Source organism: Thalassospira sp. NFXS8 (assembly GCF_040148805.1).
Taxonomy (GTDB): Bacteria; Pseudomonadota; Alphaproteobacteria; order Rhodospirillales; family Thalassospiraceae; genus Thalassospira.
This window is the reverse complement of record NZ_JAGEMF010000003.1, coordinates 418,967-431,559: the sequence shown is the minus strand read 5'-3', so window position 1 is coordinate 431,559 and position 12,593 is coordinate 418,967. Positions and strand designations below refer to the sequence as shown.

Sequence of the window (12,593 nt, the reverse complement as noted above, 5' to 3'; positions counted from 1 at the left end):
AAGGAATTAAAACAATGTCATGGATGGCCTGGACACCGGTTACAGCGGGTTTCTTCATCTGTATCGCCCTAATGCTGATTGGCATGGGAATTTGGCAGGCAGTTTCGCCTACCATTCCACGCCGGGGCTTTTTGCCGCTGGTTACCACACGGGGCGACCGCCTTTTCATTAGCCTTCTTGGCGCGGCTTATATTCATCTTGCCTGGCTTGCTGTTACCGACATAACGGTCCTGGTCGCATCGGGTATTGCGATCGTCTGGCTGCTTGTCGTGATGCGCTGGGGTTAATCATCGGGTGTTTGCGCTGTGTCCTACACCAGCGCAAACACCTTTCAGTCTTCACCATGGCGGGCATCGGTCTTCCCCCGTTCTGGTGTGCCGGATTCAAAGCTGGCAATTTAATGGAAGACCAACAGGGAGGAACGACATGATCGTTACAGCCAAAGGCTCCTCTGCCGTTATCAGGGGTAGCGCAGTTGCAATCGCACTGGGTTTGGCAGTTCTTGCCAACCCGGCGATGGCCGACCAGTATACCGATGCGGCAAAAAAGTGGGTCGATAGTGAATTTCAACCCTCAAGCCTTAGTAAAGAAGATCAAATGAAAGAAATGGAATGGCTGATTAAAGCAGCCGAACCATTTCGCGGTATGGAAATCAATGTGGTGTCAGAAACCCTGACCACGCATGAATATGAATCCAAAACGCTGGCAAAGGCCTTTTCCGAAATCACCGGGATCAAGCTGACCCATGATCTGATCGGCGAAGGCGACGTCATTGAAAAATTGCAAACCCAGATGCAATCTGGCCGCAATATCTATGATGCCTATATCAATGACTCTGATCTGATCGGCACGCATTTCCGCTATAATGCTGTTGTACCGCTCAGCGATTTCATGGATGGCGAAGGCAAGGATGTCACCTCGCCAACGCTGGATCTGAAGGACTTTATCGGTCTGTCCTTCACCACTGGCCCGGATGGCAAACTCTACCAGCTTCCCGACCAGCAGTTCGCCAACCTTTACTGGTTCCGCTACGACTGGTTCCAGCGCGAAGACCTGCAAAAGCAGTTCAAGGAAAAATACGGCTACGATCTGGGCGTGCCGGTTAACTGGTCTGCCTATCAGGATATCGCCGAATTCTTTACCAATGACGTCAAGGAAATCGACGGCCATAAAGTCTATGGTCATATGGATTATGGCAAAAAAGACCCGTCCCTTGGCTGGCGCTTTACCGATGCGTGGCTGTCAATGGCTGGCGAAGGCGACAAGGGCCTGCCGAACGGCCTGCCGGTGGATGAATGGGGTATCCGCGTTGACGGTTGCGCACCGGTTGGTGCCAGTGTCACCCGTGGTGGTGCCACCAACAGCCCGGCATCTGTTTATGCTTTGACCAAATATATCGATTGGCTCAAGGCTTATGCGCCGCCTGAAGCTGCCGGTATGACCTTTGGCGAAGCCGGCCCGGTTCCGGCACAGGGCAACATCGCCCAGCAGATTTTCTGGTACACCGCCTTCACCGCGGATATGACCAAAAAAGGCCTGCCTGTTGTCGATGACGAAGGTAACCCGAAATGGCGTATGGCCCCCTCGCCGCACGGCCCGTATTGGGAAAAAGGCATGAAACTGGGTTATCAGGATGTGGGTTCCTGGACGCTGATGAAGTCCACCCCGCTTGAACGCCGCAAGGCTGCCTGGCTTTATGCCCAGTTCGTAACCTCCAAATCGGTTTCGCTGAAAAAGACCCTGACCGGTCTGACTCCGATCCGTCAGTCTGACCTGGACACCCAGGCCATGACCGACATCGCCCCGAAATGGGGTGGTCTGGTTGAATTCTATCGCAGCCCCGCGCGTGTTGCCTGGTCGCCGACCGGTACCAACGTGCCTGACTATCCGAAACTGGCACAGCTTTGGTGGCAGAACGTGGCCGAAGCCGTTACCGGCGAACGGACCCCGCAGGAAGCAATGGACAACCTTGCCAATTCGATGGACCGCGTGATGGAACGTCTTGGTCGTGCCGGTATCGGTGGCGATTGCGCCCCGAAACTGAACGAGGAAAAAGACGCCCAGTACTGGTTTGACCAGCCCGGTGCGCCGAAACCGAAAATCGATAACGAAAAGCCCCAGGGCGAGACCGTCAAATATGACGATCTGATCCAGGCCTGGCGTGAAGGTCGGGCAAACTAACAGCCCGAAACATCTACAGGTTAAGCCGAAGAAAACATCCTTCGGCTTAACCGCCTTATCAATATTCCGACATCACACCGTCATCCGTCCCGATCGCGTAACATATTCATAATCTGGCTATTACGCAGCCCTGCTTTGGCAGGCACCACCCAAGACATTCGGCAAACCGGATGCACCGTACCTGAAAGACCAGGGAAAGCCGATCACCGCCATATCAAATATGCGGGCTCGACAGGGAGGAATTCATGAAAACAGCCACATCTGCGCTGCGCCCGTCGGGTGCGGTTACCACAAACCTGCCTTCCAGCATGTCGAAAAAATCGTCGCGGGGGCCAAAACCCCGGCGCAAGGGGATTGCCCTTGGTATTCAGGGCCGCCTGATGGCCTCGTTTGCCGTCATTCTGATCCTTGCCAGCATTTCATCGGTTGTCGCATGGGTGTCTTTTGGCAATACGCGCCAACTGGTTGGCGAAATTGCCACCAACAGTTTGCCTGCCATTATCAAACAAATGGAACTGGCAATGGATGGCACCGGTCTGGCCGCACAGGCGCCGGTTCTGGCGGCTTCGCGCAATGCCGATGACCTGGCCGCCACCGAACAACGCCTTGATGCGTTAATCGAAAGTGCGCGTGCCCGCCTGGCCGACATTGCAGCTGCGCCCAATGCAGAAATCCGCAATACACCCTCCCTGGACGATCTTAAAACCCGCCTTGACGATATTGTTGCCCGGCGTCAAACCCTGCAAAACCTTACCGAAACCCGCCTTGCCCTTGAAAAACAACGTGGCGATTTAACCCTGGATATGGTTTACGCCTATGCCGACCTGTCCGATTATCTAAGCCCGCTGATCGAGGTTACAGATATTGATGTATCACGGGGTATCAGCCGGGTTGCGAGTGCCGATGGCAATGCCGCCAACGCCCTGAAAGAAACCATCGCCTTTTCACAATTGCTCGCCGATATCCGTGCGAATGTAAACCTTGCCTTTGGCATGCTTACCGCTGCCATTGCCGTTCCCGAAGGGGACGCAATGGACGAGGTTCGCAACAAATGGAACTGGGCCGAATTACGCATTACCGATGCGCTGGCCAAACTGCCCGACAATGACGACGGCAACAAAATCCGCGATCTTGCCAAAACCCTGCTGGCTTTTGGCAAAGGCGATGATGGTGTTTTTGCCCTGCGTGAAACCGAATGGTCAAATCAGTCCCAAACCCAGCAAACCCTGAACGCAACCCTTGCCAGTTCCGAACAACTAGGTGCCAGCATTGCCGAACTTGTCGGTGCCAAACGGGCCGAAATTGATGCCAAAGCCGCCAATACCCTGCAAAAGGTCGCCCGGGATCAACGCATCATCGCCCTTATCGGCGTTGCTGTCATTGTTGTCTCGTTACTGGTGCTAGTTTTTTATGTACGCGGTAACCTTATTAAACGGTTATTGCGCGTCATTGCGGGGTTGCGCCAGGTTGCCAATGGCAATCTCGATGCCGAAGTTAACGATAATGGCCGCGATGAAATTGGCATTATGGCCGAAATTTTGCGCCAGTTTCGCGCAACCGCCCTTTCCGCACGCGCGGCCGAACAACAGGTTGCCCGTGAACGTGCCGCCGCCGAAGACGAAAAACGCGCGGCCATGCTGGCCCTCGCCGATGCGTTCGAGGCTTCCATATCAAGTGTCGCCAAACATGTCTCGACTGAAGCCGAGGACATTCAAGCAACGTCAAATCATGTTCGGGATCGCGCTGAAATTGCATCGGGGAATGCCACCGGGGTGGCCGGGGCATCCGAAGAAATATCCATCAATATGGCCTCGGTTTCCCATGCCACTCAATCCCTGTCAGATCGGGTCCGCGACACCGGCGAACGCGCCCGCCAATCGTTAAATGCGGCGCAAAATGCGGTTGATACGGCCGGCCAAACCAACGAAACCATGCGTGAACTTGAAACCGGTGCCAATGAAATCGGCGAAATCCTTAGTCTCATTCAGGATATCGCGGCCCAAACCAATCTTCTTGCCCTTAATGCCACTATCGAGGCGGCCCGTGCGGGCGATGCCGGCAAGGGTTTTGCCGTGGTCGCAAGCGAGGTTAAAAACCTTGCCAGTCAAACCGGTGCCGCCACCGACCGCATTGCGCGGCGTATCAGCGATATTCAATCCACCACCAGTGTGGCAGTACAAGCCATTGCCACCATCGGCCAAAGCATTTCGGGCATCCACGATACCGTCAGCGAAATGTCGCAGGCCGTGGGCGAACAACAAAATTTCGTTACCGAAATCGCCACGAATGTTGAACAATCAGCCCTTGCAGCACAGGAAATGAACGCTACAATCGCCCAGGTCAGCAGTTCTGCCGACGATAACCTTGCCGCTATGGATGGTTTGCAACTGGCAACAACCCGCTTGCGCCATCAGTCCGACGATCTGTCGGCCCGGGTGCGCGAATTTTTAAATTCCATTCGCGCCGAACACAGCATTTCCACGCCCGGCCACAACACATGATCCCAGCCACCATGACCCCGCAGGAAACACCATGAAACGTACTTTTACAGCAACCCTTGGCAAAACGGCTTTTGCGGGTGTCCTGCTTTTGACTTTTTCCGGCGTTGCAATCGCCGCCTCCCCGCTTGATGACGGGGTAAATGCCTATCGCAATGGCGATTTCAAAAAATCAGCCAGCGTTTTTACACCTTTGGCCAGGAATGGCAATGCAACAGCGCAATATCTGCTGTCCTGCCAAATGATCAATGGCATTGGTATCCCCGCCGATCAGGATTCCGGTTGGGAAATGCTGGACCATGCCGCACAGGCGGGCCACCCCGATGCCGAGATTTTGCAGGCTCGCCGCCTTGAGGCATTGCAAGGGTCCCGCCACGATATTCATACCCTATATGAAAATGCAGCCAACAAGGGCAGCGCCCAGGCGTCGATGTGGCTGGCCCTGGATAGTTTGCAAAATGACCGCAAAGAAGACGCCCGACAACACCTGGATAACGCCTGGGCTGCCGGCGACCCCCGTGCTGCCACCATGATCGCCACCCGTTTCACCACCGACCCGGTCGAGCGTGAAAAATGGCTTACCCAGGCTGCCGAACATGGCGAATTACACGCCGCGGCATACCTCGCACAGGATTATGAAAAATCCGATGACCGCGTCAAAGCTGTTGGCTGGTGTGCTGTTGCATCGGGTTTGCCCGGCCATAACGCCAATATCGACTGGAAAAAAATTGGCACCGCAATTACCAAAAACTGCGCCCATCTTGATGCCGATATGAAACCCGAAGCCCGCGCGACCAACCGCGAAAAAGTCGACACATTCCTGCATGATTTTTTCGCCAGTTACCAACCGTGGCAACCGTGGCGCCCTTGTGTGGTTAAACCACAATAAACTGCCCGCACACGACAGCAAACATACCAGTACAGCACCGTCGCACGGGCAACTTTATCGCATTTGCAAAAACTGTCCGCGCCCTGCGACGTACTTTCAATAAATAACGATACAGCGTTATGCCCAAATGTTTCGTACGGATGGCAATATGTCCGCAATACGCGCCCGCTCACCTGGCGGGCGTTTTTCCTTCCTTATAATCAAACAAGAAATACGGCATGTGTCGGCGGCATTAATGTGTTTTGCCCGCCCATAATGCAGGCACAGTTTTTATCGCCCCTGATATGCGCAACCTGTCGCACAAAGGCGGTGTTGCAGCACTCATTGCGCAACACCTGTTGCATTTCATGCAACAGGATAAACATATAAGTATCTGAAAATATTAAATTGTTGTTTGGCACAGCAGTTGCAATTCATGGTTTTACCTCAGGGAGGAAAGTTTGAGGAAACCATGAAAAAAATAGGCATAATTGCCAATCCAGTCTCGGCCCGGGACATTCGACGGGTCATATCACATGCGGGCAACCTGCCCATCAATGACCGTGCCAATATCGTATTGCGCATGTTGGCTGCCCTTGGCGCAACCGGTGTCGAGGATGTGTTGATGATGCCGGAAAATAGCGGCATCCGGTTTCATTTGATGCGCAGCATCGAACGCGAACGCAAAATGGGCCATCACGGGTTCCCGCGCGTTTCCTATATCGACATGCCTGTTACCATGACGGCAAGTGATAGTGCGCGTGCCGCCACCATCATGGCCGAACAGGACGTTGCCGCCATTATCGTATTGGGCGGCGATGGCACCCACCGGGTCGTTTTGCAGGCGTGCGCCGATATTCCCGTTGCCGGAGTGTCAACCGGCACCAACAATGCCTTTCCCGATTTGCGCGAACCTACCATTACCGGCCTGGCTGTTGGCCTTGCCGCCACAGGCAAGGTGCCCGCCGATCAGGCTTATCAAGCCAATAAATGGCTGGAAATTTCGGTGAATGGCGACCGGCATATTGCACTGGTTGATATGGCGGTGGTCGATGATCGTTTTGTCGGCGCGCGTGCGATTTGGAAAACACAAAGTTTCCGCGATCTTTTTGTCACCTTTGGCCTGCCCGGCGCCATTGGCATGTCGTCTATCGTCGGCTTGACCGACCCGGTTGATCGCTGTGAACCCGAGGGCCGACATATCGTTTTATCCTCCGATGCCGACCGGATTTTAAACGCCCCGATTGCGCCCGGGCTAATGGAAAAAGTCGGCATTCAATCCATCACCACAATGACACCTGACAGCGTTCATGCCCCGTCGATCCCGGCGGGAACACTGGCCTTTGATGGCGAACGCGAAGTTACCTTTGATCAGGATGACGACATTTCGGTGCGGCTGGTCGCCAATGCCTTTCGCACCATCAATGTCCCGGCATGTATGCGCTTTGCCGCCCAGGCCGGGCTTTTTATTCAAACCAGAAACTGAAAACAAACACAGGGAGGTTCTCCTCATGTCCAGTCCATTCCCGTTACCCAAAGAACGGCTGTTGGATGCCTATCGCAAAATGAAAACGATCCGCGATTTCGAGGAACGTTTGCATGTGGATTTCGCCCGTGGCGAAATCCCCGGCTTTGTGCACCTCTATGCCGGTGAAGAAGCCGCTGCCGTTGGCATCATGATGCATTTGCATGACCGCGACCGCATTGCCTCCACCCATCGCGGGCATGGTCACTGCATTGCCAAGGGCGTTGATGTCAAGGCGATGATGGCCGAAATTTACGGCAAGGCCACCGGGTGTTGTGGCGGCAAAGGCGGGTCGATGCACATCGCCGATCTGAGCCTGGGCATGATGGGGGCCAATGGCATTTTGGGTGCCGGGGCACCGCTGGCCTGTGGTGCGGCACTTGCGGCACAAAAACTGGGCCATGACGGCATTGGCATTACCTTTTTTGGCGATGGTGCCGCCAATCAGGGCACTGTGCTGGAAAGCATGAATTTAGCCGCCATCTGGAACCTGCCAGCGATTTTTGTTGTCGAAAATAATGGTTATGCCGAGGCCACATCGGTCGATTACGCAACCGCATCCGATAGCTATGTCGACCGCGCCGCCGGGTTTGGTATGCCCGGAATGACCGTCGATGGCATTGATTTTTTTGCCGTGTTTGAAGCGGCGGGTGAAATCATCAAACGTGCGCGCGAAGGGGCGGGTCCGACCTTGCTGGAATGCAAAACCGTGCGGTTTTTCGGCCATTTCGAAGGCGATGCCCAAACCTACAAGGCCCCGGGCGAAAACGAGCATAACCGCGAACATAATGATTGCCTGAAACTGTTTCGCGCCAAAGTCAGCGATGCCGGTGTCATCAGTGCAGCCGAATTTGATGCCATTGATGACGAAGTCGGCAAGCTGATTGATGAAGCCGTCGAACTTGCCATTGCCGCCCCCGAACCCGGGGCCGCCAAGTTAACCACCGACGTCTATGTGAACTGAGCCAAGGCCCGAACGGCCAGAGGAAACGGCCCTGAACGGCCAATGAAAACAGAAAAAACAGGAGTGCAAAATGGCACGGATCATCAGCATGAAAGACGCGGTCAACGAAGCCCTGGACCAGGAAATGAGCCGCGACCCCACGGTTATCATGATGGGGGAAGATATTGTGGGCGGATCGGGCGCGCCTGGCGAAGATGACGCATGGGGCGGTGTTTTGGGGGTTTCAAAGGGCCTTTATCATAAACATCCCAATCAAATGCTTGATACCCCGCTTTCGGAAAGTGCCTATGTCGGCGCGGCCATTGGTGCGGCCACGGCAGGCCTGCGACCGGTTGCGGAACTGATGTTTGTCGATTTTATCGGCGTCTGCCTGGATCAGGTTTTTAACCAGGCAGCCAAGTTCCGCTACATGTTTGGTGGCAAGGCAGAAACGCCGGTTGTTATCCGGGCGATGTGCGGGGCGGGTTTTCGCGCCGCTGCCCAGCATAGCCAGATGCTGACCCCGCTTTTCACCCATATTCCGGGATTGAAGGTTGTTTGCCCGTCAAACGCCTATGACACCAAAGGTCTGCTTATTCAGTCCATTCGCGATAACGACCCGGTGATCTTTCTGGAACATAAAAACCTTTATGCCAGCACCTGTGACGTGCCCGAAGAGCCCTATACCATTCCCTTTGGCGAGGCCAATATCGTACGCGAAGGCGGCGATGTGACCATTGTCACCTATGGGCAAATGGTCCAACGCGCCGAACAGGCCGCTGACATATTGAAAAAAGACGGGATCGAAGCCGAAATCATCGACCTGAGAACCCTGTCGCCGATTGATATGGATACCGTGCTGGAAAGTGTCGAAATGACCGGACGACTGGTTTGCGTGGATGAAGCCAACCCGCGTTGTTCGATTGCGGCAGATATTTCCGCCAATGTCGCCCAGGACGGATTTAACGACTTGAAGGCCCCGATCCAGATGGTCACGGCCCCGCATTCGCCCGTGCCGTTCTCCCCTTCGTTAGAAGACATCTACATCCCGTCAGCGCAAAGCATTGCTGACGCTGCCAGAAAAACAATGGAGGGTTAAGTATGACCGAAATTACCCCGATCCTGATGCCCAAATGGGGCCTTTCCATGCAAGAAGGCAAATTAACCGACTGGCACATCAAGGAAGGTGACGAGGTCTCCGTCGGCGACGAAATCATGGATGTGGAAACCGACAAAATCACCAATGTGGTCGAGGCCGCCGATGGCGGCACCGTACGCCGGATTGTCGGGATGGCAGGCGAGGTTTACCCCGTCCGCGCCTTGCTGGCCGTTATGGCCCCATCATCGGTTTCCGATGCCGATATCGAGGCCTATGTCAGTGCCTATGAAATGCCGGCCAATGACACGGAAGACGAAGATACCGGCCCGGCCTATCATTTTGTTGATCTGCCGATTGGGAAAGTCCGCTATTCCGAACAAACCGGTGACAATGCCGATCAAACGCCGATTGTTTTAATCCACGGCTTTGGCGGTGATCTGGATAACTGGCTGTTTAACATTGATGCCCTGGCCGAACATGCCCCGGTATACGCAATTGATTTGCCCGGTCACGGACAATCGGTCAAATCGGTTGATCCGCAAGACCCGGCGATTTTTACCAAAACCCTGCTTGATTTCATGGACCATTGCGACATCACGCGCGCCCATCTGGTCGGCCATTCGATGGGCGGTTTGGTTGCCGGGGCAACCGCACTTGACCACCCGGACCGTGTCGCCTCGCTTACCTTGATATGCAGTGCCGGTTTGGGCGAAGACATCAATGCCGATTATATTGATGGCTTTGTCAATGCGACCGGGCGCAAGGATTTGAAACCGGTTCTAACCCACCTGTTTTATAATCAAAGCCTGGTGTCGCGTGCGATGGTGCAGGACCTTCTGAAATATAAACGCCTTGATGGCGTGCAGGACTTCCTGACGAAACTGTCGGCAGCGGCGTTTAATGCGGGCAAACAGGCCCGGATCATTGCCGATGACCTCGCCGCACTTGACCTGCCGATCACGGTTATTTGGGGCGAAAATGATGCCATTATCCCCGCCAGCCATGCGGAAAATCTGCCAAACGTCAAACCCCATGTACTGGGCAGTGCCGGGCATATGGTCCAGATGGAACATGCCGGCGAGGTTAATAAAATTATCGCACGCGCCATCAGTTAAACCGGCCTGAAACCAAACCAAACCAAACCATCCCAAAACAAACAAATACCAGGTCGCCCGCCCGTGTGGGCACCTGGTTCACCCCATAATGCGGGAGGAAACGATATGACTAATTCGGTAAAAGACCGTTCCATCATCGTCACCGGTGCGGGACAGGGCATCGGCCAATCCATTGCCGCCGGTCTTGCCAAGGCAGGCGCCCATGTGATTGTCGCCGACATCAATGCCGATACCGCCCAAAAAACCGCCGAAGACATTTCGGCGGCGGGCGGCAAGGCCATTGGCATGACAGTGGATGTTACCAAACGCCAAAGTGTGCGCGAGCTGATCGCCAGGACCGTCGAGAAATATGGCAAGCTTGATGCGATGTTTAACAATGCCGGCATCGCGCACGTCAAAAAATTCAACGACATCACCGAGGATGACTGGCACCGGGTGATGGATGTGAATGCGATGGGTGTTTTGATTGGCACCCAGGAAGCCGCCAAGCATTTCATCGCCCAGGGCACGGGCGGCAAAATCATCAATACCGCCTCGATTGCCGGGAAACAGGGATACGAGCCCCTGGCCCATTATTCCGCCAGCAAATTTGCCGTTGTTGCCCTCACCCAGGCCGCCGCACGGGCCTTTGGCAAACATAAAATCAATGTCAATGCCATCTGCCCCGGTGTGGTTGCCACCGATATGTGGAAACTGATCGACAAGGGCTTTGTCGATGAAGGCCTGACCGAACAGGACAACGAAGCCTTTGACGGCTTTTCGGCCGATATTTTAATGGGCAGGCCCTCGCGCCCCGATGACATGGTGGGGGTATGTATGTTTCTTGCCTCGTCCGGTTCCGATTACATGACCGGCCAAAGCCTGATGATTGACGGCGGGATGGTGTTGATCTGATGGCACAAGATGAAAACCAGATCAGCGCACAAGACAAGCTGAATGCCCTGAACGCCCGCACCATGACCCTTTATACCGCCGAAAAAACAACCATGACCGCCTTTCGCAGTGTCATGCAGGCCGCCACCCGAAAAGGCGAACTTTCCCCTGCCCTAAAGGAACTGATGGCGGTTGCCATCGCGGTCGCCAAGGGATGCGAGGATTGCATCCTGTTTCATGTCAGTGAAGCCCTTAAGCATGGTGCCACCCGGCAACAGCTTGTCGAAAGTCTGGCTGTCAGCATTGAAATGGCCGGCGGCCCCGGCACCGTTTATGCCGCCAAGGCATTAAGCCTGTTTGACGCCCTGCAAAACGGAGAACAAGGATGAAAGCCCTACGTTTCCACGCCGCAAAAGACCTGCGGATTGAAAATATCGACCAACCACCCGCCCCCGGCCCCGGCCAGGTTGTTATTCGCAACCGCTATGTTGGCATTTGTGGCACCGATTTGCACGAATATGCCAGCGGCCCCATTTTTGTCCCGACCGACGCCCACCCCTTTACCGGCGCAACATCGCCGCAGGTTCTGGGGCATGAATTTGGCGGCGAAGTCATCGCCATTGGCGACGGTGTGACCAAGGTGACGATTGGCGATCGTGTTTCGGTGCAACCTTTGATCATGCCGCGCAGTGACGAATATTTTGCCGACCGTGGTTTGTTCAATCTTTCCGGCAGTCTGGCGCTGGTCGGGCTGAGCTGGATTTCCGGCGGCATGTCGGAAATGGCCCTGTTAAATGACTATAATGTCGAAAAAATCCCCGATAGCATGAGCGACGAGGAAGCCGCCCTTGTCGAACCGACTGCGGTGTGTGTTTATGCCTGTGACCGGGCGGGCATTACGGCGGGCGATAGTGTGCTGGTTACAGGGGCCGGCCCCATCGGTATGCTGGCCTTGTTATGTGCGCGGGCCTATGGCGCGACCAGACTGTTTGTATCCGACCTTAATGAAACCCGGCTGGAACTGGCGCGCAAGATTGTGCCCGGTGTGATCACCATCAACCCCAAAACCGACAATATCGGCGATGTGGTGCGCGCACACAGCCAGGATGGTGTGGGCTGTGACATTGCGCTGGAATGCGTTGGCAATGAACATGCCCTGCAATCCTGCCTCGATGCCATTCGCAAACAGGGGGTGATTGTCCAGACCGGGTTGCATCCCGGCAAGGGCAGCATTGATTTCTTCCAGCTTACTTTCAAGGATGCCGAAATTCGCGGCTCCTGGTGTTATCCGACCCATAGCTGGCCGCGCACGATTGATCTTATTTCGTCAGGGGCCGTGCCGGCATCGCGCGTGGTGACCAAAAAAATTACGCTCGATCGCGCGGTAAGTGACGGGTTCGATGCCCTGCTTGATCCTGCCGGATCCGAGCTTAAGATATTGATAGATCTGGCTTCCTGATCCTTCCTGCCACACCGTCGCCGTGGCGACGC

The 12,593-nt window shown here is 54.9% G+C and carries 11 protein-coding genes; all 11 read left to right on the top strand.

Annotation, left to right across the window (positions count from 1 at the left end):
• The first annotated feature begins 14 nt into the window (after nucleotides 1–14).
• Nucleotides 15–287, top strand: coding sequence for a DUF2160 domain-containing protein (locus J4E05_RS18320; protein WP_349598580.1), 273 nt, complete (start codon nucleotides 15–17; stop codon nucleotides 285–287).
• Between the two features lie 139 nt (nucleotides 288–426).
• Entirely contained in the window at nucleotides 427–2,181 is a 1,755-nt protein-coding gene (locus J4E05_RS18315) for an ABC transporter substrate-binding protein (protein WP_349598577.1), read from the top strand.
• A 245-nt stretch (nucleotides 2,182–2,426) separates the two neighbouring features.
• Nucleotides 2,427–4,682 carry a methyl-accepting chemotaxis protein gene (locus J4E05_RS18310; RefSeq protein WP_349598574.1) on the top strand — a complete coding sequence of 752 codons (2,256 nt, stop codon included), beginning with the start codon at nucleotides 2,427–2,429 and terminating at the stop codon, nucleotides 4,680–4,682.
• Nucleotides 4,683–4,713: 31 nt separating this feature from the next.
• Nucleotides 4,714–5,568 (top strand): tetratricopeptide repeat protein, encoded by an 855-nt coding sequence (locus J4E05_RS18305; RefSeq protein ID WP_349598571.1) that lies wholly within the window; start codon nucleotides 4,714–4,716, stop codon nucleotides 5,566–5,568.
• 451 nt (nucleotides 5,569–6,019) lie between these two features.
• Nucleotides 6,020–7,033 (top strand): ATP-NAD kinase family protein, encoded by a 1,014-nt coding sequence (locus J4E05_RS18300; RefSeq protein WP_349598568.1) that lies wholly within the window; start codon nucleotides 6,020–6,022, stop codon nucleotides 7,031–7,033.
• Between the two features lie 25 nt (nucleotides 7,034–7,058).
• Nucleotides 7,059–8,036 carry a thiamine pyrophosphate-dependent dehydrogenase E1 component subunit alpha gene (locus J4E05_RS18295; protein WP_349598565.1) on the top strand — a complete coding sequence of 326 codons (978 nt, stop codon included), beginning with the start codon at nucleotides 7,059–7,061 and terminating at the stop codon, nucleotides 8,034–8,036.
• Nucleotides 8,037–8,106: 70 nt separating this feature from the next.
• On the top strand, nucleotides 8,107–9,114 hold the full coding sequence (locus J4E05_RS18290; protein ID WP_349598562.1) for an alpha-ketoacid dehydrogenase subunit beta: 1,008 nt from the start codon (nucleotides 8,107–8,109) through the stop codon (nucleotides 9,112–9,114).
• 2 nt (nucleotides 9,115–9,116) lie between these two features.
• Nucleotides 9,117–10,229: an acetoin dehydrogenase dihydrolipoyllysine-residue acetyltransferase subunit gene (locus tag J4E05_RS18285; RefSeq protein ID WP_349598560.1), complete on the top strand. Its 1,113-nt coding sequence runs from the start codon at nucleotides 9,117–9,119 to the stop codon at nucleotides 10,227–10,229.
• A 105-nt stretch (nucleotides 10,230–10,334) separates the two neighbouring features.
• On the top strand, nucleotides 10,335–11,123 hold the full coding sequence (locus tag J4E05_RS18280; protein WP_349598557.1) for an SDR family NAD(P)-dependent oxidoreductase: 789 nt from the start codon (nucleotides 10,335–10,337) through the stop codon (nucleotides 11,121–11,123).
• Nucleotides 11,123–11,491, top strand: a complete 369-nt coding sequence (locus tag J4E05_RS18275) for a carboxymuconolactone decarboxylase family protein (RefSeq protein WP_349598554.1) — start codon at nucleotides 11,123–11,125, stop codon at nucleotides 11,489–11,491. The genes J4E05_RS18280 and J4E05_RS18275 overlap by 1 nt, the downstream gene beginning before the upstream one ends.
• Complete coding sequence (locus J4E05_RS18270) at nucleotides 11,488–12,561, top strand: 2,3-butanediol dehydrogenase (RefSeq protein WP_349598552.1); 1,074 nt, start codon at nucleotides 11,488–11,490, stop codon at nucleotides 12,559–12,561. Before J4E05_RS18275 ends, J4E05_RS18270 begins: the two co-directional genes overlap by 4 nt.
• The last annotated feature ends 32 nt before the right edge of the window (nucleotides 12,562–12,593 follow it).